Annotated in this window: 24 protein-coding genes; 1 reads left to right on the forward strand and 23 read right to left on the reverse strand. The window is 71.8% G+C overall.

Going from position 1 to position 24,572, the window contains the following annotated elements; all coding sequences use genetic code 11:
- Position 1 precedes the first annotated feature (1 nt).
- The 12 genes from aroC to ABD213_RS01735 are packed head-to-tail and all read right to left on the reverse strand — an operon-like array spanning position 2 to position 13,022.
- Positions 2–1,210: a chorismate synthase gene (gene aroC / locus ABD213_RS01680; protein ID WP_344323537.1), complete on the reverse strand. Its 1,209-nt coding sequence runs from the start codon at positions 1,208–1,210 to the stop codon at positions 2–4.
- A gap of 32 nt (positions 1,211–1,242) precedes the next feature.
- Positions 1,243–1,932 carry a prepilin peptidase gene (locus ABD213_RS01685; protein ID WP_344323540.1) on the reverse strand — a complete coding sequence of 230 codons (690 nt, stop codon included), beginning with the start codon at positions 1,930–1,932 and terminating at the stop codon, positions 1,243–1,245.
- Between the two features lie 15 nt (positions 1,933–1,947).
- Positions 1,948–2,823 carry a shikimate dehydrogenase family protein gene (locus tag ABD213_RS01690; protein ID WP_344323542.1) on the reverse strand — a complete coding sequence of 292 codons (876 nt, stop codon included), beginning with the start codon at positions 2,821–2,823 and terminating at the stop codon, positions 1,948–1,950.
- Positions 2,796–3,911 (reverse strand): endolytic transglycosylase MltG, encoded by a 1,116-nt coding sequence (mltG, locus tag ABD213_RS01695; protein ID WP_344323544.1) that lies wholly within the window; start codon positions 3,909–3,911, stop codon positions 2,796–2,798. Before mltG ends, ABD213_RS01690 begins: the two co-directional genes overlap by 28 nt.
- Positions 3,912–3,917: 6 nt before the next feature.
- Positions 3,918–4,370, reverse strand: coding sequence for a Holliday junction resolvase RuvX (gene ruvX, locus ABD213_RS01700; protein ID WP_344323546.1), 453 nt, complete (start codon positions 4,368–4,370; stop codon positions 3,918–3,920).
- Positions 4,367–7,033 (reverse strand): alanine--tRNA ligase, encoded by a 2,667-nt coding sequence (alaS, locus tag ABD213_RS01705; protein WP_344323549.1) that lies wholly within the window; start codon positions 7,031–7,033, stop codon positions 4,367–4,369. Before alaS ends, ruvX begins: the two co-directional genes overlap by 4 nt.
- Entirely contained in the window at positions 7,030–7,287 is a 258-nt protein-coding gene (locus ABD213_RS01710; protein WP_344323551.1) for a DUF6167 family protein, read from the reverse strand. The genes alaS and ABD213_RS01710 overlap by 4 nt, the downstream gene beginning before the upstream one ends.
- Positions 7,284–7,787, reverse strand: coding sequence for a hypothetical protein (locus ABD213_RS01715; RefSeq protein ID WP_344323553.1), 504 nt, complete (start codon positions 7,785–7,787; stop codon positions 7,284–7,286). Before ABD213_RS01715 ends, ABD213_RS01710 begins: the two co-directional genes overlap by 4 nt.
- Before the next feature lie 37 nt (positions 7,788–7,824).
- A complete protein-coding gene (locus ABD213_RS01720) occupies positions 7,825–9,186 on the reverse strand; it encodes a replication-associated recombination protein A (protein ID WP_344323555.1) in 1,362 nt (453 codons plus the stop codon).
- A gap of 37 nt (positions 9,187–9,223) precedes the next feature.
- On the reverse strand, positions 9,224–11,002 hold the full coding sequence (gene aspS, locus ABD213_RS01725) for an aspartate--tRNA ligase (RefSeq protein WP_344323557.1): 1,779 nt from the start codon (positions 11,000–11,002) through the stop codon (positions 9,224–9,226).
- Positions 10,999–12,330 (reverse strand): histidine--tRNA ligase, encoded by a 1,332-nt coding sequence (hisS, locus tag ABD213_RS01730; RefSeq protein ID WP_344323559.1) that lies wholly within the window; start codon positions 12,328–12,330, stop codon positions 10,999–11,001. Before hisS ends, aspS begins: the two co-directional genes overlap by 4 nt.
- Complete coding sequence (locus ABD213_RS01735; protein ID WP_344323561.1) at positions 12,327–13,022, reverse strand: MBL fold metallo-hydrolase; 696 nt, start codon at positions 13,020–13,022, stop codon at positions 12,327–12,329. The genes hisS and ABD213_RS01735 overlap by 4 nt, the downstream gene beginning before the upstream one ends.
- 76 nt (positions 13,023–13,098) lie before the next feature.
- Between ABD213_RS01735 and ABD213_RS01740 the strand changes: the two genes are divergently transcribed.
- Positions 13,099–14,334: a DUF349 domain-containing protein gene (locus ABD213_RS01740; RefSeq protein ID WP_344323564.1), complete on the forward strand. Its 1,236-nt coding sequence runs from the start codon at positions 13,099–13,101 to the stop codon at positions 14,332–14,334.
- Between the two features lie 16 nt (positions 14,335–14,350).
- On the opposite strand, the gene ABD213_RS01745 is transcribed toward ABD213_RS01740, so the two are convergent.
- The 11 genes from ABD213_RS01745 to ABD213_RS01795 all read right to left on the reverse strand — a co-directional run bounded on the left by ABD213_RS01745 (position 14,351) and on the right by ABD213_RS01795 (position 24,572).
- Complete coding sequence (locus ABD213_RS01745; RefSeq protein WP_425546016.1) at positions 14,351–16,720, reverse strand: RelA/SpoT family protein; 2,370 nt, start codon at positions 16,718–16,720, stop codon at positions 14,351–14,353.
- 125 nt (positions 16,721–16,845) lie between these two features.
- Entirely contained in the window at positions 16,846–17,379 is a 534-nt protein-coding gene (locus ABD213_RS01750; RefSeq protein ID WP_344323566.1) for an adenine phosphoribosyltransferase, read from the reverse strand.
- A 14-nt stretch (positions 17,380–17,393) separates the two neighbouring features.
- Complete coding sequence (locus tag ABD213_RS01755) at positions 17,394–17,843, reverse strand: hypothetical protein (RefSeq protein WP_344323568.1); 450 nt, start codon at positions 17,841–17,843, stop codon at positions 17,394–17,396.
- 73 nt (positions 17,844–17,916) lie between these two features.
- Entirely contained in the window at positions 17,917–18,267 is a 351-nt protein-coding gene (gene yajC / locus ABD213_RS01760; RefSeq protein WP_344323570.1) for a preprotein translocase subunit YajC, read from the reverse strand.
- A 4-nt stretch (positions 18,268–18,271) separates the two neighbouring features.
- Complete coding sequence (gene ruvB, locus ABD213_RS01765) at positions 18,272–19,330, reverse strand: Holliday junction branch migration DNA helicase RuvB (RefSeq protein WP_344323571.1); 1,059 nt, start codon at positions 19,328–19,330, stop codon at positions 18,272–18,274.
- Positions 19,331–19,349: 19 nt separating this feature from the next.
- The gene (ruvA, locus tag ABD213_RS01770; protein ID WP_344323572.1) at positions 19,350–19,943 is read right to left on the reverse strand and encodes a Holliday junction branch migration protein RuvA; all 594 of its coding nucleotides are present in this window, start codon (positions 19,941–19,943) and stop codon (positions 19,350–19,352) included.
- Positions 19,940–20,479, reverse strand: coding sequence for a crossover junction endodeoxyribonuclease RuvC (gene ruvC / locus ABD213_RS01775; protein ID WP_344323575.1), 540 nt, complete (start codon positions 20,477–20,479; stop codon positions 19,940–19,942). Before ruvC ends, ruvA begins: the two co-directional genes overlap by 4 nt.
- A gap of 62 nt (positions 20,480–20,541) precedes the next feature.
- Positions 20,542–21,300, reverse strand: a complete 759-nt coding sequence (locus tag ABD213_RS01780; protein ID WP_344323577.1) for a YebC/PmpR family DNA-binding transcriptional regulator — start codon at positions 21,298–21,300, stop codon at positions 20,542–20,544.
- A gap of 12 nt (positions 21,301–21,312) precedes the next feature.
- Positions 21,313–21,918: a pyridoxal 5'-phosphate synthase glutaminase subunit PdxT gene (gene pdxT / locus ABD213_RS01785; RefSeq protein ID WP_344323580.1), complete on the reverse strand. Its 606-nt coding sequence runs from the start codon at positions 21,916–21,918 to the stop codon at positions 21,313–21,315.
- A 258-nt stretch (positions 21,919–22,176) separates the two neighbouring features.
- Complete coding sequence (gene pdxS / locus ABD213_RS01790) at positions 22,177–23,076, reverse strand: pyridoxal 5'-phosphate synthase lyase subunit PdxS (protein WP_344323582.1); 900 nt, start codon at positions 23,074–23,076, stop codon at positions 22,177–22,179.
- Positions 23,073–24,572: an FAD-dependent oxidoreductase gene (locus ABD213_RS01795; protein WP_344323585.1), complete on the reverse strand. Its 1,500-nt coding sequence runs from the start codon at positions 24,570–24,572 to the stop codon at positions 23,073–23,075. The genes pdxS and ABD213_RS01795 overlap by 4 nt, the downstream gene beginning before the upstream one ends.

Here is a 24,572-nt window from a genome sequence, read left to right on the forward strand (position 1 = left end):
CTCATCGGTACCGCAGGGCGTCGAGGTAGCCCTCGACGTTGCGTCGGACCTCGGTGACGGAGTCGCCGCCGAACTTCTCGGTGACGGCCTCCGCGACGACGAGGGCGACCATCGCCTCGGCGACGACACCGGCGGCGGGCACGGCGCACACGTCCGAGCGCTGGTGGTGCGCCGTGGTGGCCTCGCCGCTCGCGACGTCGACGGTGCGCAGCGCCCGGGGCACGGTGGCGATCGGCTTCATCGCGGCACGGACCCGCAGGACCTCTCCCGTGGTCATGCCACCCTCGGTCCCGCCGGAGCGCCCGGAGGCCCGGCGGACGCGCAGGACGTCGTCGGTCCCCTCGTCGAGCCCGGCGTCCCCGGGAAGGATCTCGTCATGCGCGGCCGAGCCCCGGGTGCGGGCCAGCTCGAAGCCGTCGCCGACCTCGACTCCCTTGATGGCCTGGATGCCCATGAGCGCGGCAGCGAGACGCGAGTCGAGTCGGCGGTCCCAGTGGGTGTACGAGCCGAGTCCGGGCGGAAGACCGTGCACGACCACCTCGACGACGCCACCGAGGGTGTCGCCGTCCTTGTGGGCGGCGTCGACCTCGGCCACCATCGCCTCGCTCGTGGCCGGGTCGGCGCAGCGCAGCGGGTCGGCGTCGAGCCGCTCGACGTCGTCCGGGCCGGGCACGACTCCGGCCGGCGCCCTGACGGTGCCGAGCTCGACCACGTGGGACACGATGCGTGCACCGACGGCGTCCTCGAGGAACCGCGCGGCGACCTCCCCGAGGGCCACGCGTGCGGCCGTCTCGCGCGCGCTCGCCCGCTCCAGGACGGGGCGGGCCTCGTCGAAGCCGTACTTCTGCATGCCGGCGAGGTCGGCGTGGCCGGGGCGCGGGCGGGTCAGCGGGGCTCCCCGCTTGAGGCCGGCGAGCTCGTCGGCGTCGACCGGGTCGGCGGACATCACGCGCTCCCACTTGGGCCACTCGCTGTTGCCGATGCGCAGCGCCACCGGTCCACCCTGGGAGATCCCGTGCCGGATGCCGCCGATGATCTCGAGCTCGTCGGCCTCGAAGCTCATGCGTGCCCCGCGGCCGTAGCCGAGACGCCGGCGCGCCAGGGCACCGCGGATGTCATCGCTGGTCACGTGCACACCCGCGGGCAGTCCCTCGAGGACGGCGGCGAGTGCGGGGCCGTGGGATTCGCCGGCGGTCAGCCATCGGAGCATGGCGCCGATTCTCCCATCACCGCCCGCGCGGCTCACCAGAGGCTGACGACGAGCGGTCCGACGAACGCCCCGACCACCATGTACGGACCGAACGCGAAGCCCTTGCGGTCGACGATCCCCAGTGCGGAGAGGGCGATCCCGCCCACGGCTCCCAGCAGGAAGCCGGCGTAGATCCCCGCCGCGGTGGCCGTGTACCCGAGCGGACCGAGGGCCAGCGCGAGGATGCCGGCGAGTCGGACGTCGCCGTAGCCGAAGGTGCTCCCCACCCGGGCCCCGACGAACCACAGCACCCAGAACAGCACGAAGACGAGCACGTTCGCGAGGAGCCCGGCCCACAGCAGGCCGGCGTCGCGTTCCACGACGGCAGCGAGTGCCGTCAGGGCGAGCACCGCCACGTGCAGGGGCGCGGTCAGCCGGAACGGCAGCAGGCGCGTCCGCCAGTCGACCCAGGCCAACCACGACCCCACTCCGGCCAGCGCGACCCACACGCCCAGCAGCGAGGGGCTCGGCAGGAGTCCGGCGATCGAGACCGTCAGCGCTGCCGCGAGCACTGCCAGCAGGACGGACGTCCGGCCCGACCCCATGTCGGCGTAGTGGACCTTCGTCGCCTCCTCGTCCGGGTGAGGCACCGGTTCGGGCAGACGGCGCACGACGGCGGGGCCGGCGGCGCCGGCGAGGCCGGCGACGACCGCGGCCAGCGCGACGACGACCTCTGTGCTCACGGCCGACAGGCTAGGTCACGCCGTGGAGCGGTCGCGAGCGGCGGTCCCCAGGCGACGCCCGAGCTCCTCGAGCGCGGCGTCCCGCAGGACGACGGCCGAGACGTCGCCGTCGACCATCAGTCGCACCTGCTCGGCAGCCTGGTGGGCGAGCAGGTCCAGACCCGTGACCGTGGGCAGCCCGGCAGCGACCGCGGCGCTGGTCACCCGCGTGGGCCACGGGTCGTACACGACGTCGAAGACGGCGAGCGCGCCGTCCAACCAGGACCCGGGGTCGGCGCCGAGTCCGTCGACGAGGCCGGCGCCGGGGATGGTCGAGACGAGCAGGTCGGTCTCCCCCGGCCCCTCGGCGTCACCGAAGCCGTGCACGCCGACCCGTAGTCCGACCTGTTCGGCGACGCCGACGGTCTCGCGCGCCCTGTCCGCGTCGCGGACGACGAGCTCGAGCCGTTCGGCCCCGAGCTCGCGGACCGCCACCGCCAGCGAGGCCGCCGTGGCGCCGGCGCCGAGCACCCTGACCGTCCCGAGCTCGCCGATCCCCCGTTCCCGCAGTGCCGCGACCGCACCAGGGACGTCGGTGTTGGCCGCGCGGACCGAGCCGTCGAGCAGCAGCGTGTTGGCTCCGCCCACGAGGGTGGCGACGTCGTCGGCGGACTCCGCCAGGGCGAGGGCGTCGCGCTTGTGCGGGGCCGTCACCGACAGCGCGCGCCACGTGTCGTCGAGTCCGCGCACATGCGCGTGGAGCGCCCCGGGCGCGACGTCGACGGCGTCGTACGTCCAGTCCAGCCCGAGGTGCACGTAGGCGGCGCGGTGCATCGCCGGCGACAACGAGTGTGCGACCGGGTGTCCGACGACGCCGCAGCGCCTCAGCACGAGAAGCCGGCCTCCCGGCACGCCGCCTGGTGCTCGGCGTAGGTGTTCGTGAAGGTCGTCTCGCCGGTCTGCGGATCGGCGACGAAGTACATCCAGTCACCCTCCTCCGGGTTCAGCGCGGCCTCGATGGCCGCCGCACCGGGCGATCCGATCGGTCCCGGCGGCAGGCCCGGGTACCGGTAGGTGTTGTAGGGCGAGTCGCTCGCCCGCTCCTCCTCGGTCGTGAAGACGTCGCCGGCGCGACCGCTGATGTAGTGGACGGTCGAGTCCATCCGCAGCGCCTCCCCGACGTCGAGACGGTTGTAGATGACGCGCGCAGCGCGGGCGAAGTCGTCGTCGGCGACCTCGTACTCGAGGATGCTGGCGATCGTGAGGATCTCCGCGGTGGTGTAGCCCAGCGCCTCGGACTTGCTCCCGATCTCCAGCTCCTGCTCGACCTCGAGCCCTCGCGCCACCATCTGGCGCAGCAGCTCGCGTGCCGACGTGCCGGGGGGCACGGTGTAGGTCGCCGGGAAGAGGTAGCCCTCGGGGTCACCGCCGGCCGCCTCGGGCAGGCCCAGCTCGGAGGCGTCCTCGAGCTCGGCCTCGACGTCCTCGGCGGGGATGTCCGACCCGGTGGCCACGAGCTCGGGGACCTGAGAGACACGTGCCCCCTCGGGGATCAGCACGCGCCCTTCGACCCGGTTGGCCCGGTCCGACAGCTCGCGAAGGGCCCACTCGGCGGACATCTGCAGGCGGAGCTGGTAGAAACCCGGCTGGACGAGGTTGATGCGCTCGTCGGTCAGGGCGAGGCGGTAGAACGCCTCCGCACTGGCGACCACGTCGTTCTCGGCGAGCACCTCGGCGATCTGCTGACCGTTCGCGCCGTTGACGATCTCGACGACGACCTCGCCGGAGCCCTGCCCCTCGTAGTCCTCCGGACCGTTGAGGAACCCGTCGATCTCACGGACGCCCCACATGCCGGCCACGGCGATGCCGGCGACGAGCGCGAGCCCGAGCACCAACGCAACGGCACCCCGGCCGCGGCGGCGCTTGCGCTCCGCGCGACGGTGCCCGGGTCGTCGGGGGCCGTCGGGGTCGGTCATCAGGTCAAGCCCGCTGTCGCTCATGGGTCCTCAGATCGTCTCGCCTGGTGGTGTGCCCCTGGTCCGTTCGACGTCGAGGGCGTCCTGGAGGATCACCGTGGCGGCTGCCTGGTCGATCACCTCGCGCCTCGAGCGGCCGGAGCGCCCACCCGAGCGGAGCAGACTGTCCGCGGACATCGTAGACATCCGCTCGTCGTGGAGGCGAACCAGGACCGTCCCGACGTGCTCCTTCAGCTGCGCCGCGAACGCGCGGGCGGCCTTGGCGGCGTGGCTCTCACGCCCGTTCAGCGAGACCGGGAGACCGACGACGATCTCGATCGCGTCGACCTCGACCGCCAGCTCGGCGATTCGCGCGAAGACGCCGTCATCGGCGGGCACCGTCTCCAGCGGAGTGGCGACGAGCCCGTCGGGGTCGCAGACCGCGACGCCGACACGGACCGAGCCCACGTCGACGCCGAGCCGACGTCCGCGGCGGATCGTCACCGCGCCGCCTCGGTGACCGCCTGACGGGCCTGGGCGAGGGCGGCGTCGATCCCGGCGACGTCCGAGCCGCCTCCCTGGGCGACGTCGGGCTTGCCGCCGCCGCGTCCGCCGATCGGACCGCCGACGACCCCGATGAGGTCGTTCGCGGCGATCCCGCGGTCCCGAGCGGCGTCGTTGACCGCGACCACGACGCTGGGGCGACCCCCGCCGTCGCCGATCACGACGACCACGGCCGGACGCCCCTGGAGCCGACCCCTCACGTCGAGGGCGAGCGTGCGGACGTCACCACCGGCGGCGCCCTGGGCACGGTGTCCGACGAACGCGATGCCGTCGAGGTCCTCTGCCGAACCGGCGATGTCGGCGGCCGCTCCGAGCAGCTGCGCGCTCTTGAGCCGCTCCAGCTCCTTCTCGGTGGACTTGAGCCGGTCGAGGAGCTTCTGGACCTGCGCGGGCACGTCGGTCGGGGTGGCCTTGAGCAGGCTCCCGACCTGGTGGACGATGTCGCGCTCGCGGGCCAGGTACTCGAAGCCCTCGAGTCCGACGACGGCCTCGATCCGCCGGTTGCCTGCCCCGACGGAGGAGTCGGACGTCAGGACGACGGTGCCGATCTGGCTGGAACGCTCGACGTGGGTGCCGCCGCAGAGCTCGCGCGACCAGGGGCCACCGATCTCGACGACGCGGACCTGCTCGCCGTACGTCTCGCCGAACAGTGCCAGCGCTCCCCACTTCTTGGCCTCGGGCAACGTCATGTACTGGGCGCTGACCGGGAGGTCCTCGCGCAACGCTCGGTTGGACACGACCTCGACGTCGTGCAGCTGCTCGGGGTCGAGCCCCCCGTTCCAGCCGAAGTCGAGCCGTAGGTAGCCGGGACGGTTGTAGGAGCCGGACTGCAGAGCCGTGGGGCCCAGCACCTCGCGCAGCGCGGCGTGCACCACGTGGGTGCCCGAGTGCGCCTGTCGGGCACCGCGGCGCCACTCGGGATCGACGTCGGCCGACAGCTGCGTGTCGATCGTGAGCTCGCCGGCCGTGACGCGGACCTGGTGCACGACCAGTCCCTTGATCGGGCGCTGGACGTCGAGTACCTCTGCGGCGCCACCGTCCCACGTCAGGTGACCGGCGTCGGCGTTCTGGCCGCCGGACTCGGCGTAGAAGGGGGTCCGGTCGAGCACGACCTCTCCCACGGCGCCCTCGGAGAGGGCGGGGACCGACTCCCCACCACCGAGGACTGCGAGGACGCGCGACTCGGTCGACAGCGTCGTGTACGCCTGCCAGTCGGTGGGCCCGAACCGGTCGAACGCCGCCCGGTAGGCACCCGTGTCGGCGTGGACGCCCTTCTTGGCCTTCGCGTCGGCCTTGGCCCGGGCCCGCTGCTCGGCCATGAGCGCGCGGAAGCCGTCGGCGTCGACCTCGAGCCCCTGCTCCTGCGCCATCTCCAGCGTCAGGTCGATCGGGAAGCCGTAGGTGTCGTGGAGCTGGAAGGCGCGGTCACCGCCGAGGACCGAACCGCCGGCGGCCTTCGTCTCCTGCGCGGCGAGGTCGAAGATCTGCGTGCCCTTGCCCAGGGTCTGCCGGAAGGCGTCCTCCTCGGCGTACGCGACCTGCTCGATCCGCGCGAAGTCGGCCTCCAGCTCCGGGTAGGACTGCCGCATGAGGTCCTTGCTGACCGGCAGGAGCTGCGGCAGCGCGGGATCCTCGAAGCCGAGCAGGCGCATCGAGCGCACGGCGCGGCGCAGCAGTCGCCGCAGGACGTACCCGCGAGCCTCGTTGCCCGGGGTGACACCGTCGCCCATCAGCATCAGCCCGCTGCGGACGTGGTCGGCGACCACGCGGAAGCGGACGTCGTCGCCCGGCTCGGCACCGTAGCGGCGACCGGTCAGCTCGCTGGCCCGCTCGATGACCGGGTAGACCTCGTCGATCTCGTAGAGGTTCTCCTTGCCCTGCAGCAGGTAGGCGACGCGCTCGAGTCCCATGCCGGTGTCGATGTTCTGGCTCGGCAACGGCCCGACGACGTCGAAGACGTCCTTGGCGCTGACGTTGGTGATCTCCTCCTGCATGAACACCAGGTTCCAGATCTCCAGGAAGCGGTCCTCGTCGACCACCGGGCCGCCGTCGGGTCCGTAGGCGGCGCCGCGGTCGACGTAGATCTCGCTGCACGGCCCACCGGGGCCGGGCACCCCCATGTGCCAGTAGTTGTCGAGCAGGCCTCGGGCCTGGATCCGCTCGTCGGGCAGACCGGCGATCTCGCGCCACAACCCGCGCGCCTCGTCGTCACCGTCGAGGACGGTGACCCAGATGTCGTCGGCGGCGATGCCGAGCCCACCGGCGGAGACGTCACCGGTGATGAGTCCCCACGCGTGCTCGATCGCCCCGGCCTTGAAGTAGTCGCCGAAGGAGAAGTTGCCGTTCATCTGGAAGAACGTCCCGTGGCGGGTGGTCTTGCCGACCTCCTCGATGTCGAGGGTCCGCACGCACTTCTGCACGCTCGTGGCACGGTCGAAGGGCGGCGTCTCCTGCTGCAGGAAGTACGGCTTGAACGGCACCATCCCGGCGTTGACGAACAGGAGGTTGGGGTCGTCGAACAGCAGCGGCGCCGAGGGCACGACGGTGTGCCCGGCCCGCTCGAAGTGCTCGAGGAAGCGACGGCGGATCTCCGCGGTCTTCATGGTCGGTGGTCCTCCGGGATCGAGAGGGGGTGGACGGTGGTGGTCGGGCGGGTCAGCTCCTGCTCGATCTCGGCGGTGCGCTCGGCCATGCCGTGGCGGACCTCGGCGTTGAACGCACGGACGCCCTCGCCGAGGGCAGCCGCCTGGTCGATGAGACCGGGCATCGACATGCGGTAGGCCGCGCGGCGCGCCTTGACCGAGGCGTAGACGCCGGCGGCGGAGCCGGCGACGAACCAGACGAAGCGGCCGTTCATGCGCCGATCGCCCGGTCCTCGGCCCTGCCGTCGGCCTCGCCGAGCCAGTGCGCGGAGGGCGGGGTCGGGTCCACCGCCAGGTGGGCCGCCCGGGCGGCGCGTCGTCCGGAGCGGAGCCGGTGACGTCGACGGTCGCGGTACTCGCGGCGCACGAGGGCGCCGATGCGGTCGCGGCTCTCCGGTCGCAACGCTCGGGCCACCCCGTGCAGCAGCACCGCGAGCCGGACCTGGGGCCGGCTCAGCGCGGTGGAGACGACCTCCTCGCGACTCGGCGGCACGATCACCCGACCCTCGACGACGCGCACCTCCCGCGGGGCCTGCTGGGGCTCGGGGTCCCGTACCGCGACGGCGGCGGGAGTCGCCGGTTCGGCCGGCGAGGGCGCGTCAGCGTGCTGGTGGCGCGCGACCTGGCGCGCGGCGCGCAGGGCGACGAGGGCCGCGACCACCGCGACGCACGCCAGCACGGCAGTGGCGACGAGGACGACCATGTCGGCAGGCATGGGGACGAGGTTACTCGTTGGTGGTCACGCCGATGCCTCACCGGTCGCGCAGGATGCGACGGATGCGTTCGAGGCGCTCCGCGATCTGCGCCTCCGCCCCGTGCGGTCCCGGCTCGTAGTAGTCGCGACCGTCGACGTCGTCCGGCGCGTACTGCTGGGTCACCACGCCGCGCGGGTCGTCGTGGGCGTAGCGGTAGTGGTGCCCGTGGCCCAGACTCTTGGCACCGCTGTAGTGCGCGTCGCGCAGGGCCGGCGGCACCGCACCGACGCGACCGGCTCGGACGTCGCCCTCGGCGGCGTTGATCGCCGAGACGACGGCGTTCGACTTCGGCGCGGTGGCGAGGTGGATGACCGCCTGCGCCAAGGGGATGCGCGCCTCGGGGAACCCGATCATGGCGACCGCCTGGGCGGTGGCCGTCGCGACGACGAGGGCCGTGGGATCGGCCATGCCGACGTCCTCGCTGGCGTGGATCATGAGCCGGCGGGCGATGAAGCGCGGGTCCTCGCCGGCCTCGACCATGCGCGCGAGGTAGTGCAGGGCGGCGTCCACGTCGGACCCGCGGATGCTCTTGATGAACGCGCTCGTGACGTCGTAGTGCTGGTCGCCCTGCCGGTCGTACCGGACCGCCGCCCGGTCGACCGCGAGGGCGGCGTCGGCCTCCGTGACCTCGGTGCGTCCCTGGGAGGTCGTCGCCCCGGCCGCCGCCTCCAGGTAGGTCAGCACGCGGCGGCCGTCGCCGCCCGCGAGCCGGACGAGGTGAGCGCGAGCGTCGTCACTCAGCGTGACCCGTCCGGCCAGGCCGCGCTCGTCCTCGAGGGCGCGCTCCACCATCGTCTCGACGTCCTCGGTCGACAACGACTGCAGGGTGAGCATGAGGGAGCGGCTCAACAGCGGCGCGATGATGCTGAAGTGCGGGTTCTCGGTGGTGGCGGCCACGAGGGAGACCCACCGGTTCTCCACGCCCGGCAGCAGCGCGTCCTGCTGCGCCTTGCTGAAGCGGTGCACCTCGTCGACGAAGAGCACCGTCTCGGTGCCGTTGCCGAGCGCCCGCCGCGCTCCGGCGATGACGTCGCGCACCTCCTTGACGCCGGCGGAGACCGCGGAGATCTCGACGAACCGGCGGTTGGTGTGGGCGCTGATGAGCGACGCGATGGTGGTCTTGCCGGTGCCGGGCGGCCCCCACAGGACGATGGTGAGCGGCTGGTCGTCGTCGATCATGCGGCGCAGCGGAGAGCCGGGGACGAGCAGGTGCTGCTGACCGACGAGCTCGTCGAGCGAGCGAGGACGCATCCGCACCGCCAGCGGGGCCGAGGCGTGGGTGTTCCCGGCCAGGCTGCCCGAGCCGCCGCCCCCGGCGGACGGGCCCTGTTCGGGCAGGTCGAACAGTCCGTCGCTCATGCGGGCAGCGTAGTCGCCCGAGCCGACGGGACCGACCTCAGACGCTCCCGTCCTCGTCGTCCTCCGGGTCGGCGTCCACGCCGGCCTCGGCCCGCTGCTCGGCGGTGATGGGCGCGGGGGCGGCGGTCAGCGGGTCGTAGCCGCCGCCGGACTTCGGGAAGGCGATGACCTCGCGGATCGAGTCGACGCCGGCCAGGAGCGCGACCGTGCGGTCCCACCCGAAGGCGATGCCGCCGTGCGGCGGGGCACCGAAGCGGAACGCGTCGAGCAGGAAGCCGAACTTCTCCTGCGCCTCGTCCTCGTCGATCCCCATGATCGCGAAGACCTTCTTCTGCACGTCCTCGCGGTGGATGCGGATGGAGCCACCGCCGATCTCGTTGCCGTTGCAGACGATGTCGTACGCCTGGGCGATCGAGCTGCCGGGGTCGGTCAGGTCGGCCGGGTCGCGCGGCGCGGTGAAGGCGTGGTGAACCGCCGTCCACTCGCCGCCACCGACGGCGACGTCGCCGGAGTCGAGCTCGTCGACCGCCTCGAACATGGGCCAGTCGACGACCCAGCAGAACGCCCAGGCGGACTCGTCGATCAGCCCCTCGCGCCGGCCGATCTCCAGGCGTGCGGCACCGAGGAGCTGGCGCGAGGACTTGACCGGACCGGCCGAGAAGTAGACCGCGTCGCCGGGTGCGGCGCCGACGGCCGCGACGAGGCCCTCGCGCTCGGACTCCGAGAGGTTCTTGGCCACGGGTCCGGCGAGCGTGCCGTCCTCCTGCACGAGCACGTAGGCCAGGCCGCGCGCGCCGCGCTGCTTGGCCCAGTCCTGCCAGGCGTCGAGCGTGCGACGCGGCTGCGACGCGCCGCCCGGGTGCACCACGGCGCCGACGTAGGGCGCCTGGAAGACGCGGAAGGGCGTGTCGGCGAAGTAGTCGGTCAGCTCGACGAGCTCGAGGTCCAGGCGGAGGTCGGGCTTGTCGGAGCCGTAGCGCGCCATCGCGTCGGCGTAGCTGATCCGTGGGAACGGCCGCGGCAGGTCGACGTCGATCAGTCGCCACAGCTCGGCGTAGATCTCCTCGGCCAGCGCCATGACGTCGTCGGCGTCGACGAAGCTCATCTCCAGGTCGAGCTGGGTGAACTCGGGCTGCCGGTCGGCGCGGAAGTCCTCGTCGCGGTAGCAGCGGGCGATCTGGTAGTACCGCTCGGTGCCGGCGACCATGAGCAGCTGCTTGAACAGCTGCGGGCTCTGCGGGAGCGCGTACCAGCTGCCGGGTCGCAGCCGTGCGGGCACGAGGAAGTCGCGGGCACCCTCGGGGGTGGAGCGGGTCAGCGTCGGGGTCTCGACCTCGACGAAGCGGTGCTTCTCGAGCACCGAGCGGGCGGCGGCGTTGACCTGGCTGCGCAGGCGCAGGGCGCGTGCGGGACCGCTGCGTCGCAGGTCGAGGTAGCGGTGGCGCAACCGGGCTTCCTCCCCCACGACGCCGGCGGAGGCCGCGGAGGCGTCGTCGATCGGGAACGGCAGGGGTGCCGAGGCGCTCAGCACCTCGACGTCGTCGGCGACGACCTCGATGCGGCCGGTGGGGATGGCGTCGTTCTCGTTGCCGTCGGGGCGGGCACGGACCGTGCCGGTGACCTTGAGGCAGTACTCGGCGCGCAGCTGGTGCGCGACCTCCTCGCGGATCACCACCTGCACGACCCCGCTGGACTCGCGCAGGTCGATGAAGGCCACTCCCCCGTGGTCGCGCCGGCGCGCGACCCAGCCGGCGAGCGTCACCTGCTCACCGATGCTGTCGGCGCTCAGGGTTCCTGCGTCGTGGGTGCGGATCACGGGGTGGTCTCCTCGGGGGGTGCGGGGGTGGGGCGGACGATGCCGGCGCGGAGGTCGTCCGGCGCCGGCGTCCAGGTGGTGGGATCGACGTCGACCTGGTCCCCCGTGCGCAGGTCCTTGACCTGGACGGCGTCGCCGGGGAAGAGGACGTAGGGGATGCCGCGGCGCTCGGCGTGACGGATCTGCTTGCCGAGGCGTTGGGCGGCCGGCGCGACCTCCGTGGCGATGCCGCGCGAGCGCAGCGCCGTGGCCAGCGCGTCGCTGGCGGCACGCTCGGCCTCGTCGTGGACGGCGACGAGCACGACGGACGGGACCGAGCGGTCCGCGACGAGCCCGTCGGCGAACAACGGCGACAGGATGCGCGAGACGCCCAGCGAGATCCCGACGCCCGGGTAGGTGTTCCGGTTGTCGCGGGCGAGCTCGTCGTAGCGCCCGCCGGAGCAGACCGAGCCGAGGTGCTCGTAGCCGGCCATGCGGGTCTCGAACACGGTGCCGGTGTAGTAGTCGAGGCCGCGGGCGATGCGCAGGTCGACCACGACGTCGACGCCTTCGATGCCGGCGCAGCCGTCGATCACGCGGACCAGCTCCGCCAGGCCCTCGGCGAGCAGCTCGTGCTCGACCCCGAGCGCGGTGACCTGCTCGGCGAAGGAGGAGTCCGAGGTGCTGATCGCGGACAGGGCGAGGCAGGCGTCGGCCTGGCGTTCGTCGAGCCCGGCCTGCAGCAACAGTGAGCGGACCGCGTCCTGGGGCAGCTTGTCGAGCTTGTCGACGGCCTGCATGACGGCCGTCGGCTCGGCGACGCCGAGACCGCGGTAGAAGCCTTCGAGCACCTTGCGGTTGCTGACCTGCAGTCGCAGGCGCGGTACCGGGAGCCGCGACAGCGCCTCGGCCATCACGCGAGCCACCTCCACGTCGAAGTGGAACGGCAGGACGTCTCGGGCCACGACGTCGATGTCGGCCTGGGTGAACTCGCGGAAGCGGCCCTGCTGAGGACGCTCCCCGCGCCAGACCTTCTGGATCTGGTAGCGGCGGAAGGGGAACTCGAGGTCGTTGGCGTTCTCGACGACGTAGCGCGCGAACGGGACGGTGAGGTCGAAGTGCAGGGCGAGTGAGTCGGCCGCGTCGTCGTCGGCGTGCAGGCGCCGCACGGCGTAGACCTCCTTGTCGATCTCGCCCTTGCGCAGCAGCTGCTCGACGGGTTCGACGGCCCTGGTCTCGAGGCCGGCGAACCCGTGCAGCTCGAACGTCTCCCGCAGCAGGTCGATCACCCGCTGCTCCACGGCGCGCTGCGCGGGGAGCCACTCGGGGAAGCCGGAGAGCCTGCTCATGCGCCGAGCTCCGCGAGGAAGGGGTTGGTGGCCCGCTCGCGACCGATCGACGTCTGCGGCCCGTGACCGGGCAGCACCGCGACGTCGTCGGCCAGCGGGAGGACACGCTCGCGCAGGCTCCGCAACATCTCCTCGTGCGAGCCGCCGGCGAGGTCGGTGCGGCCGATGGAGCCGGCGAAGAGGAAGTCACCGGAGAACATGACCTGGGAGATGTCCTCCGGCCCCGGGTAGTCGACGCGGTAGAAGACCGTGCCGGGGGTGTGGCCCGGCACGTGGTCGACGGTGACCGTGAGCCCGTCGACCTCGATCGAGGCTCCGTCGACGGCGTCGCGGACGTCCGCGGGCTCGGTGAACTCGGGGACGTCGTGCATGCCGAGCTGCGCGCGGAGCATCGCCGCGGACTGGCCGGAGATCGCGGCCATCGGGTCGCTCAGGAGGTGGCGGTCGGCGGGGTGGATCCACACCGGTGCGTCGTGCTCGGCGGCGACGTCCTGCGCGCACCACATGTGGTCGAAGTGGCCGTGCGTGATCAGCACCGCGACGACGTCGAGGTCGTGCTCGCGGACGACCTGCCGCACACCCTCGACGCTCTCCATCCCGGGGTCGACGACGGCGCACCCCGTGCCGGGTCCGCGCGACAGCAGGTAGCAGTTGGCCTGGAGCGGGCCGGCCGGGAAGGACGTGAGGAGCACGCCCGTCAGGGTACGCGAGCGCCTGCTCCGACCTCGCGGGCGATACCGCCCCGTCGGTGCACCTAGACTGTCGGGCATGAGTTCTGTGGCCGAGCACCCGTGGGGTCGCGTCGACGCCGAGGGAAACGTCTACGTCCGCACCGGTGAGTCCGAGCGCCTGATCGGCCAGTGGCTGAGTGGGGACCCGCAGGAGGGCATCGCGTTCTACGAGCGCCGCTTCCAGGGGCTGCAGACCGAGGTCGAGCTGCTGGAGAAGCGGCTCGAGGGCGGCACGCTCTCCCCCGACGACGCCGCCAAGGCCCTGGCGAAGGTGCGTGCGGAGGTCACCGACGCCTCGGCCCTGGGCGACCTGGGCGCGCTCGAGGCCCGGCTGGACGCCCTGTCGCCCGCGATCGACCAGCAGCGCGAGCAGCGTCGCCGCGAGCGCGAGGCCAAGCAGGCCGAGGCCGCCAAGGAGAAGGAGCGCATCGCCGCCCGGGCGGAGTCGATCGCCGAGAGCGACGACTGGCGCGCCGGCGCCGACACCCTGCGCGACCTCCTCGAGGAGTGGAAGGCGCTCCCGCGGCTCTCCAAGAAGGCCGACGACGAGCTCTGGCACCGCTTCAGCACGGCACGCAGCGCCTACACCAAGCGACGCAAGGCCCACTTCGCCGAGCAGAACACCCAGCGCGAGGCCTCCGCGAAGGTCAAGGAGAAGCTGATCGCCGAGGCGGAGGCGCTCTCCACCTCCACCGACTGGGGTCCGACGTCGACCGCCTACCGCGACCTCATGAATCGTTGGAAGGCTGCTGGTCCGGCACCGCGCAAGGTCGAGGACAAGCTCTGGAAGCGGTTCCGCGGGGCCCAGGACGTGTTCTTCGCCGCCCGGGAGGCGGCCAACGCCGAGAAGGACAAGGAGTTCGCGGCGAACGCCGTGGTCAAGGAGGCGCTGCTCGCCGAGGCCGAGGCGCTGCTGCCCGTCACCGACCTGGACGCGGCCCGCAAGGGCCTGAACGACATCGCCGAGCGCTGGGAGGCGGCCGGCAAGGTCCCTCGCGATCGCATCAAGGAGCTCGAGGGCCGTCTGCGCACCGTCGAGCAGGCAGTCCGCGCGGCCGGCGAGCAGGAGTGGAAGCGGACCGATCCCGAGAAGTCCGCGCGCGCCGACGACATGATCGGCAAGCTGCAGCGGGCCATCGACGAGACCCAGGAGTCGCTGTCGAGGGCCGAGTCGGCCGGCAACGCGAAGAAGGTCGGCGAGCTGCAGGACAAGCTCGCGTCCCAGGAGTCATTCCTGGCGATGGCCAAGAAGGCCGCGGCCGACTACAGCTGAGGTCGCAGCGGTTGCCCTACTGCGTGACGCGGTAGACGTCGAACACGCCCTCGACTCCGCGCACGGCCCTCAGGACGTGACCGAGGTGCTTCGGATCGGCCATCTCGAAGGTGAACTTCGACAGCGCGACGCGGTCGCGCCCCGTGCTCAGCGACGCGGACAGGATGTTCACGTGCTGGTCGGAGATGATGCGCGTGATGTCGCTGAGCAGGCGTGGGCGGTCGAGGGCCTCGACCTGGATCGCGACGAGGAACGTGCTCTGCGCCGTGGGCGCCCACTCGACGTCGACGAGCCGCTCCGGCTCCGAGCGCAGCGAGTGCAGGTTGACGCAGTCGGCGCGGTGCACGGAGACGCCGGAGGTGCGGGTGACGAACCCTTCGATGTCGTCGCCGGGCACGGGGGTGCAGCAGCGCGCCAGCTTGACCATGACGTCGCCGCCGAGCCCCGCCACCACGATGCCGGCCTCCCCGGAATCGGGCCGCGCCCGACGCGTGCGCCCGGTCGGCAGCTGGGTGCCCTCGGCGAGGTCCTCCTCGGCCCCTTCGCGCCCGCCGGCGAGGGCGATGACGCGCTCGATGACGTTCTGGGCACCGACGTGGTTCTCCCCCACGGCTGCGTACAGCCCGGAGACGTCGGTCAGGTTGAGGTCCTTGGCGACCGTGTCGAGGGCCTCGTGCTTGAAGATGCGGTGCAGCGGGAGGTTCTCCTTGCGCATCTGCTTGGCGATCAGCTCGCGGCCGTGCTCGATGGCCTCCTCGCGGCGCTCCTTGGTGAACCACTGCTTGATCTTGTTGCGCGCCCGTGGGCTCCCGACGAACTCGAGCCAGTCGCGGCTCGGTCCGGCATCGGGCGACTTGGACGTGAAGATCTCGACGACGTCGCCGGTGGACAGCGTCGACTCCAGGGAGACGAGGCGGCCGTTGACGCGCGCGCCGATGCACGCGTGCCCCACCTCGGTGTGCACGGCGTAGGCGAAGTCGACCGGGGTCGAACCCTCGGGCAGCTGGATGACGTCGCCGCGCGGCGTGTAGGCGTAGACGCCGGCACTGTTCATCTCGAAGCGCAGCGTGTCGAGGAAGTCGACGGAGTCCTCGGTCTCGGACTGCCAGTTCATCAGCTCGCGCAGCCACTGCATGTCGTCGCTGCTCGGCGCCGTGCCCTGCTTGCCGGACTGCGGCTTGCTGGACTTCGCGGTGGCGTCCTGCTTGTACTTCCAGTGCGCGGCGACGCCGTACTCGGCGCGGCGGTGCATGGCGTGGGTGCGGATCTGCAGCTCGACCGGCTTGCCCTGCGGACCGATGACCGTCGTGTGCAGCGACTGGTACATGTTGAACTTCGGGACGCTGATGTAGTCCTTGAAGCGTCCCGGGATCGGGTTCCAGCGGGCGTGCAGGACCCCCACGACGGCGTAACAGTCGGCGACGGTCTCGACGAGGATGCGCACGCCGACGAGGTCGAAGATGTCGGAGAACTCGCGTTCGCGGACCAGCATCTTCTGGTAGATCGAGTAGTAGTGCTTGGGCCGTCCGGTGACCGTCGCGCTGACCTTCGCGTGCCGCAGGTCGGACTCGACGTCTCCGATCACCCGCTCCAGGAACTGTCCGCGCGACGGCGCCCGGTCGGCGACCAGTCGGACGATCTCGTCGTAGACCTTGGGGTGCAAGGTGGCGAAGGCGAGGTCCTCGAGCTCCCACTTGATGGTGTTCATGCCCAGGCGGTGTGCCAGGGGGGCGAAGATCTCGAGGGTCTCGGTCGCGATCCGCTCCTGCTTGTCGCGGCGCAGGTAGCGCAAAGTACGCATGTTGTGCAACCGGTCGGCGAGCTTGATGACCAGGACCCGGATGTCCCGGCTCATCGCGACGACCATCTTGCGGATGGTCTCGGACTGGGCGGACTCGCCGTAGGCGACCTTGTCGAGCTTGGTGACGCCGTCGACGAGCTGGACGACCTCCTCGCCGAAGTCCTCGCGCAGCTCCTCGAGCGTGTAGGGCGTGTCCTCGACGGTGTCGTGCAGCAGCGCGGCGCACAGGGTGGGCGCGGTCATGCCGAGCTCGGCCAGGATCGTGGCGACGGCGAGGGGGTGGGTGATGTAGGGGTCGCCGCTCGTGCGGGTCTGACCATCGTGCATGCGCTCGGCGATCTCGTACGCACGTCGGACGACCTCGACGTCGCCCTTGGGGTGGGTCGAGCGGAAGACCGTCAGCAGCGGGTCGAGCACCGGGTTGGTCGACAACGCGCCGCGACCGCCGATGCGCGCCAGCCGGCTGCGCACGCGCACCGACGTCGGCGCTGCCTCCGTCTTGTCCTCGGGACGTTGCGGGGCAGGCGCCGTCGTCCGGTCGGTGTCGACGCGATCTGCCACAGGGCCTCCTGGTCCGACCTCCAGTCTAGGTCAGGACAGCAGACCGGTGACGATGGAGGCGCCGGTGGTGAGCACCAGGGCCGCGACGAGGACGATGGCGATGATGCGGACGGTCTTCGTGCTCACGGGGCTCCTCGGTCGGTCGGAGGTCAGTAGGTGTGCAGGGCGGTCAGGGGCGTGGGCTCGAGCCGGCCTCGGCCACCGAGGGCGCCGATCTCGATCATGACGAGGTGGCCGACGACCGTGGCCCCGGCCTCCTCGACCAGCGACTGCGTCGCGGTCAGCGTGCCTCCGGTGGCGAGGACGTCGTCGACGACGACGACCCGTGCGCCCGGCGCGAGGGCGTCGACGTGGATCTCCAGGGTCGCCGTGCCGTACTCGAGGTCGTAGGTCGCGGCCCGCGTCTCGGCGGGCAGCTTGCCCTCCTTGCGGACCGGGAGGAACGGGACGGCCAGCTCGCGCGCCATGGGCGCCCCGAGCACGAACCCGCGCGACTCGACGCCGAGCACGGCGTCGAGCTGTCCGAGTCCGCGCGCCGCGTCCGCCATCGCGGACAGGACGGCGTCGAAGCCGGCCGGGTCGGAGAGCAGGGGCGTGATGTCACGGAAGGTGACACCGGGCTCCGGCCAGTCCTCGATGGGCCGGACGAGACCGGTGATGGCGCGCGTGGCTGCGTCGTTCATGGGTGGTGAGCCGATCAGGACAGATCGACGTCGCACTCCTCGCGGGCGTGCTCCTCGATCGTCTCGGCGGCCTGCCGGGTCTCCTCGCTGCCGATCTGCTGGAACTCCGCGGCGAGGGCCTGCAGGTCCTCGAGCTCGACACCCTCGGGGAGCTCCCCGGACTGCGCGTTGCTGAGGTCCTCGAAGGTGATGCCGGCCTCCTCGAGCGCGGTCTGCACCTGCTCGATGCTGTCATCGAGCTGGGACCACTCCTCGGAGATCTTCTCCGGGGCGGCATCGGCGAGGTCGCGCAGCGTCTGGAAGGTCTCGTCGAGGTCACCGCCGGTGGTGTCACCGCTGTTGAGCGTCTCGAAGTCCTCCTGCGCGGACTCCAGCTGGGAGCAGTAGGCGTCGGTGTCGCTGCCGCACGCGGTCAGGGTGAGCGAGACCAGCGCGGCGCCGGCCACGGCGAGCTTCAGCTTCATGGAGTGCTCCTGCATCGAGGTGTCGGAGGGACCGGACGAGCGCCCGACCCCGGGTCATCATGCCACGACCGGTTCAGCGGGTCTCCGACTCCGGTCCCGGGTCGACGACGGGCTCCTCGACGGAGGCGACGGCGTGCCGGTTGACCGTGATGACAGTGCCGGGCGCGATCTCCAGGTCGGCCTCGGTGTCCCTCAGAGCGACGAGTCGCCCGTAGATGCCGCTGGCGAGCATCACCCGCTGACCCTCGCTGAGGGATTGCTGCGTCTGCTGGAAGTCGCGCTGGCGCTTGCGCGCCGGGCGCAGGACCAACAGGTAGAAGATGACGATCAGCAGCAGGAGCGGGATGAGGCTCACGACGGGGTCGGACACGAGGAGGGACTCCAGGGGACTCGGGAATGACGTCAGCGTCGACGGGCGACGCACCCGGTCATGGTTCCACGTCGCCGGTGTCCAGGCTCAACTGACCCGTCGTCGATGTCGCGGGCACGGGCAGGCCCAGGTGCTCCCACGCCGCCGGTGTCGCCACGCGCCCTCGGGGCGTCCGCGCCAGGAAGCCGAGGCGGACGAGGAAGGGCTCGGCGACCTCCTCGACGGTCTCGCGTTCCTCGGCGACGGCGACGGCGAGGGTGCTCAGGCCCACCGGTCCCCCGCCGAAGCTGCTGCACAGCGCGTGCAGGACCGCGCGGTCGAGCCGATCGAGCCCGAGCGGGTCGACCTCGTAGAGCTCCAGGGCCGCTCGCGCGGAGGTCTCGTCGACCGTGCCGTCACCGCGCACCTGGGCGTAGTCGCGGACGCGCCGCAGCAGCCGGTTGGCGATGCGGGGGGTGCCGCGGGACCGCCCGGCGATCTCGCGTCCTCCGTCGTCGGTGATCCTCAGGTCGAGCAGACGGGCCGAACGGTCGACGATGCTGTGCAGCTCGGCGGGTTCGTAGAAGTCCAGCTGGGCGGTGAACCCGAACCGGTCACGCAGCGGACCCGGCAGCAGACCCGCGCGCGTGGTGGCCCCGACGACGGTGAACGGCGGGATCTCCAGCGGGATGGCGGTGGCGCCGGGACCCTTGCCGACGACGACGTCGACGCGGAAGTCCTCCATCGCCATGTAGAGCAGCTCCTCGGCCGGGCGCGACATCCGGTGGATCTCGTCGATGAACAGGACGTCGCCCTCGGTGATCCCCGACAAGATGGCGGCGAGGTCGCCGGCGTGCTGGATCGCCGGGCCGCTCGTCAACCTCAGCGGGGCACTGATCTGGTGGGCGATGATCATCGCGAGGGTCGTCTTGCCGAGCCCGGGAGGACCGGACAGGAGGACGTGGTCGGGACTGGCGCCGCGCGCCAGGGCAGCCTCGAGCACGAGCGAGAGCTGCTCGCGCACGCGGTCCTGCCCGATGAGCTCGTTCAGCGTGCGGGGACGCAGCGCCGCCTCGAACTCGCGGTCGTCGAGGCTCGCACCGGCGGCGACGACGTCGTCTCGGTCGAACTCGGTCATGGGCTCCATCCTGCCTGCCTCAGGTCTTGGACAGCGTGCGCAGCGCCGCCCGCAGGACCCCGGAGACGTCCCCGGCGGCCGCCTCCGGGCCGTCGGCGACGTTCTCGACGGCGCGACCGGCGTCCTTGGCCGACCAGCCGAGCCCCTGCAGCGCCTCGAGGACCTGGTCGCGCCACGGTGCCGACGCGACCGTGCCACTGGCGCTCGTCGTGATCGGGCCGACGCGGTCCTTCAGCTCGACGACGATGCGCTCGGCGCCCTTGCGACCGATGCCGGGCACGGCCATGAGCGCCGCGTGGTCCTCCCCCGCGATGGCCGAGCGCAGCGTGTCCGGGGCCATGACCGCGAGCATCGCCTGCGCGACCTTCGGTCCGACGCCCGAGGCGGTCTGGACGAGCTCGAACATGTCGCGCTCGGCCTCGTCGGCGAACCCGTAGAGGGTGAGGGAGTCCTCACGGACCACGAGGGACGTGGCGAGCTGCGCCTCGGCGCCCCGGCGCAGCCCGGCGATGGTGCCGGGAGTGCACAGGACGAGGTGTCCGACCCCGCCGACGTCGAGGACCACGGCGTTGAGACTCACCGTGGCCACCGTGCCCCTCAGGTGCGCGATCACCGGGCACCGGCCTTGGCGATCGCCTCGGCGAGCCGGTTCTGCGCTCCCCCGCGCCAGATGTGGCAGATGGCCAGAGCGAGGGCGTCGGCAGCGTCGGCCGGACGAGGCGCGGCGCTCAGGCGCAGCACGCGGGTGACCATCTGCGTGACCTGTTCCTTGTCGGCCCGTCCGCTCCCGGTGACGGCGGCCTTGACCTCACTCGGCGTGTGCAGGTGCACGGGGATGCCGTGACGGGCCGCGAGCATCATCGCCACGCCGCTGGCCTGCGCCGTGCCCATCACGGTGCGGACGTTGTGCTGGCTGAAGACCCGTTCCACGGCGACGGCGTCGGGGCGCAGCCGCACGATCCGTTCCTCGATCCCCTCGGCCAGGCGTGCGAGCCGCAGGGCGGGGTCGAGGTCGGCCGGGGTGCGCAGCACGTCGACCTCGACGAGGGCGAGCGGTCGGCCGACCGATCCTTCGACGACGCCGACGCCGAGGCGGGTCAGGCCGGGATCGACGCCGAGCACGCGGGTGCCGGGACGTGGGGAACGCATGTTCGAACCGTAATGCACCTCACCGACCGTCCTCGGCAGCAACACGCGGCCGGGCGCGCGGATCAGACCTCCGCCATGACCTCGTCGGTGGCGTCGAAGTTCGCGTAGACGTTCTGGACGTCGTCGCAGTCCTCGAGCGCGTCGATGAGCTTGAGGACCTTGCGGGCACCGTCGACGTCGACCTCGACCTCGACCGACGGCACGAAGGACGCGTCGGCGGACTCGTAGTCGAGGCCGGCCTCCTGGAGCGCCGTGCGGACGGCGACGAGGTCGGTCGCCTCGCAGACGACCTCGAAGGTCTCGCCGTGGTCGTTGACCTCCTCGGCGCCGGCGTCGAGGACGGCCATGAGGACGTCGTCCTCGGTGGTCTCGCCGTCACCCTGGACGCGCGCGACGACGATGACGCCCTTGCGGTTGAACATGTAGGAGACCGAACCCGGGTCGGCCATCGTGCCGCCGTTGCGGGACATGGCGGTGCGAACCTCCATGGCGGCGCGGTTCTTGTTGTCCGTGAGGCACTCCACGAGGACCGCGACGCCGCCGGGGGCGTACCCCTCGTACATGATGGTCGTGTAGTCGACGCCACCCCCGTCGACGCCTCCGCCGCGCTTGACCGCCCGGTCGATGTTGTCGTTCGGGACCGACGACTTCTTGGCCTTCTGGATCGCGTCGTAGAGCGTGGGGTTGCCGTCGGGATCGGGGCCGCCGGTGCGCGCCGCCACCTCGATGTTCTTGATGAGCTTGGCGAACAGCTTGCCGCGCTTGGCGTCGATCGCGGCCTTCTTGTGCTTGGTCGTCGCCCACTTGGAGTGGCCTGACATGGGGTTCCTTCCCTAGGCGGTGACGAGGTCCAGGAAGTGCCGGTGCAGCCGCAGGTCGTCGTCCACCTCCGGGTGGAAGGACGTCGCGAGCAGCCGACCCTGCCGGACCGCAACGATCCTACTGGGAGCCCCGTCGCCCTCGCCCACGGCGACCGAGGCGAGCACCTCGACGTCCGGGCCCGCCTCCTCGATCCAGGGCGCGCGGATGAAGACCGCGTGCACCGGGTCCTCGAACATCGGGAAGTCGAGGTCGGCCTCGAAGGAGTCGACCTGCCGGCCGAAGGCGTTGCGCCGCACGGTGGCGTCGAGACCACCGAGGGTCTCCTGCCCGGGGGCGCCGTCACGCAGCCGGTCGGCGAGCAGGATCATCCCGGCGCACGTGCCGAAGGTCGGCAGACCGCCCGTGATCGCTTCTCGCAGTGCGTCGCGGATGCCGAAGACCGACGCGAGCTTGATCATCGTCGTGGACTCCCCGCCGGGGAGCACGAGGCCGTCGCAGCGTCCGAGCTCCTCGACCCGCCGGACCCTGAGCGTCCGGACGCCGAGCCGCTCGAGGGCCTCGACGTGCTCGCGGACATCACCCTGCAGGGCCAGGACGCCGACGGTGGGGGTGCTCACCGGACCAGCCTAGTCAGCACTCCTCACAGCCCAGTCGACGGCGGTGGGGCGGTCTCGGGTCCGCTGGTCCACCGCCGTCGCTCCCTCTCGAGCATCCCTCCCGATTGGGTCCTGGGTGAGGACTCGTCGTCTTCCTGATCGGCGGCTGGTCCCCCTCACGACCCACCATACGCTCTCGGGACCTCGACCACAGAGACTTGCCACCCGAAGCGGCCCGCGCAGGAAGGAGTCCGAGATGACCGCGGCCCTACACGTCGGTCACCAGCCGCGCGTCTCCAGGCGGTGGTGCTCGGGGATGTCGTCGACGTTGATGCCGACCATCGCCTCGCCGAGACCGCGGGAGACCTTGGCGACGACGTCGGGATCGTCGTAGAAGGTGGTGGCCTTGACGATGGCCTCGGCGCGCTGGGCGGGGTTGCCGGACTTGAAGATGCCGGACCCGACGAACACACCCTCGGAGCCGAGCTGCATGACGAGCGCGGCGTCGGCGGGGGTCGCGATGCCGCCGGCGGTGAAGAGGGTGACGGGCAGCTTGCCGAGCTCGGCGACCTCACGCACCAGCTCGTAAGGCGCCTGCAGCTCCTTGGCTGCGACGTACAGCTCGTCGTCGCGCAGCGACTGCAGGCGGCGGATCTCGCCGGTGATCTTGCGGATGTGGGTGACGGCGTTGGAGACGTCGCCGGTACCGGCCTCGCCCTTGGAGCGGATGAAGGCGGCACCCTCGGTGAGCCGGCGCAGCGCCTCGCCGAGGTTGGTCGCGCCGCACACGAAGGGGACGTTGAACGCCCACTTGTCGATGTGGTTGGCGTAGTCCGACGGGGACAGGACCTCGGACTCGTCGATGTAGTCGACCCCGAGGCTCTGCAGCACCTGCGCCTCGGCGAAGTGTCCGATGCGGGCCTTGGCCATGACGGGGATGGAGACGGCCTCGACGATGCCGTCGATGAGGTCGGGGTCGCTCATGCGGGCGATGCCGCCCTGGGCACGGATGTCGGCAGGCACGCGCTCGAGGGCCATGACGGCGACGGCGCCGGCGTCCTCGGCGATCTTGGCCTGCTCGGCGTCGACGACGTCCATGATGACGCCGCCCTTGAGCATCTCGGCCATTCCACGCTTGACTCGGGCGGTTCCCACGACGTTGTTCTCTTCGGTGCTCACGCTCCAAGTCTACGTGGCGCCGGTACGAGCAACGCGGCAGTCCGGTCCGTGAGCAGGTGGTTGACCGTCTCGAGCGAGCAGGCCTTGTTGGTGCCGATGAAGCCCGTCGGTCCGCGCTTCGCCCAGCCGACGACGTACGTGGCCGGCAGGACGTCGCCACCGGGCTCGGCGAGCACCCGTCCCTCGACGTTCGGGATGCGGTGCGTCACCGGGTCGAAGGGCACGCCGGGCAGTGGCGCGGACCGGTAGCCGACCGATCGCAGGACGGTCGTGGTCGTGATGACGTCGTGCTCGTCGGTCGGCACGGCGCGCACCTGACCCAGGGCGTCGGTCTCGAGCCGCGTCCGGACGACGCGCAGGCCGGTCACGGCGTCCTCGCCCAGGACCTCGACCGGCGCTGTCAGGAAGCGCAGCACGATCCGTCGACGACCGGGTGCGGCCTCACCATCGGTGCCCTCGCGCAACAGGCGACTCTTGGCGTCGTCCCCGCCGAGCAGCTCGCGCTGCGGCACGACGACGTCGACGTCGTCGTGGTGCAGGAGCCCCACGAGCTCGGGCACGGTGAAGGCCGCCTCCGCCGGTCCGCGGCGCGCGAGGATCTCCACCTCCCGCACCTGGCTGGAGCGCAGGGCGTCGAGCGCGTGCTCGGCGATGTCGGTCCGGGCCAGGGTGTCGACGTCGCTCAGCACGATCCTCGCGACGTCGAGGGCGACGTTCCCGTTGCCGACGACGACGATCTTCTCCGCGGAGAGGTCGAGCGGTGCCTCGACGTGGTCGGGGTGGCCGTTGTACCAGGCGACGACGTCGGTCGCGGTCGCGTTGCCGGGCAGGTCCTCCCCCGGTACGCCGATGCGCCGGTCGAGGGGAGCGCCCGTGGCGTAGACGACCGCGTCATGGGTCTCGACGAGCTCGTCGTGGGTCACGTCGGTGCCGAGCTCGACGCCGAGCCGGTAGGAGAAGCCGGGCTGGGACTCGATCTGGCGGAACAGGCCCGTGATCGACCGGGTCTGCGGGTGGTCCGGCGCGACCCCGTACCGGACGAGTCCGTGCGGCGCCGCGAGGCGGTCGTACACGCGGACGCAGACGCGACGTTGCTTGAGCAGCTCGTCGGCCGCGTACAGCGCAGCGGGCCCGGCACCCACGATGGCGACGTCGAGGCGCTCCCGCTCGGGCAGACGCACGACGGGAGGCACCGGCGCCTGGGGCGGCCGAGTGGGCGACTCCAGACCGTTGCCGACGTCGGAGTCGGCGTGGAAGAGGGCGTTCAGCTCGACGAAGACCATCTCGTCCGGGCTCAACCGCTCGGCCGGCTTGATGGCCCCGACGGGGCAGGCGCGGACGCAGGCGCCGCAGTCGACGCATGCCTGCGGGTCGATGTAGACCATCTCGGCGGTCGCGAAGTCCGGCTCGTCCGGCGTCGGGTGGATGCAGTTCACCGGGCAGGCGAAGGCGCAGGACGCATCGCCGCAGCACGGCTGCGTGACGACGTGGGGCAC

It is taken from the genome of Aeromicrobium halocynthiae (assembly GCF_039531385.1).
Lineage (GTDB): Bacteria > Actinomycetota > Actinomycetes > Propionibacteriales > Nocardioidaceae > Aeromicrobium > Aeromicrobium halocynthiae.

Excerpts from the sequence above, each read along its gene's own strand:
- aroC (WP_344323537.1), bottom strand. The coding sequence starts at position 1,210 with ATGCTCCGATGGCTGACCGCCGGCGAATCCCACGGCCCCGCACTCGCC.
- mltG (WP_344323544.1), bottom strand. The coding sequence starts at position 3,911 with ATGAGCGACAGCGGGCTTGACCTGATGACCGACCCCGACGGCCCCCGA.
- alaS (WP_344323549.1), bottom strand. The coding sequence starts at position 7,033 with ATGAAGACCGCGGAGATCCGCCGTCGCTTCCTCGAGCACTTCGAGCGG.
- ABD213_RS01710 (WP_344323551.1), bottom strand. The coding sequence starts at position 7,287 with ATGAACGGCCGCTTCGTCTGGTTCGTCGCCGGCTCCGCCGCCGGCGTC.
- ABD213_RS01715 (WP_344323553.1), bottom strand. The coding sequence starts at position 7,787 with ATGCCTGCCGACATGGTCGTCCTCGTCGCCACTGCCGTGCTGGCGTGC.
- ABD213_RS01720 (WP_344323555.1), bottom strand. The coding sequence starts at position 9,186 with ATGAGCGACGGACTGTTCGACCTGCCCGAACAGGGCCCGTCCGCCGGG.
- hisS (WP_344323559.1), bottom strand. The coding sequence starts at position 12,330 with ATGAGCAGGCTCTCCGGCTTCCCCGAGTGGCTCCCCGCGCAGCGCGCC.
- ABD213_RS01740 (WP_344323564.1), top strand. The coding sequence starts at position 13,099 with ATGAGTTCTGTGGCCGAGCACCCGTGGGGTCGCGTCGACGCCGAGGGA.
- ABD213_RS01750 (WP_344323566.1), bottom strand. The coding sequence starts at position 17,379 with ATGAACGACGCAGCCACGCGCGCCATCACCGGTCTCGTCCGGCCCATC.
- ABD213_RS01755 (WP_344323568.1), bottom strand. The coding sequence starts at position 17,843 with ATGAAGCTGAAGCTCGCCGTGGCCGGCGCCGCGCTGGTCTCGCTCACC.
- ruvB (WP_344323571.1), bottom strand. The coding sequence starts at position 19,330 with ATGACCGAGTTCGACCGAGACGACGTCGTCGCCGCCGGTGCGAGCCTC.
- ruvC (WP_344323575.1), bottom strand. The coding sequence starts at position 20,479 with ATGCGTTCCCCACGTCCCGGCACCCGCGTGCTCGGCGTCGATCCCGGC.
- ABD213_RS01780 (WP_344323577.1), bottom strand. The coding sequence starts at position 21,300 with ATGTCAGGCCACTCCAAGTGGGCGACGACCAAGCACAAGAAGGCCGCG.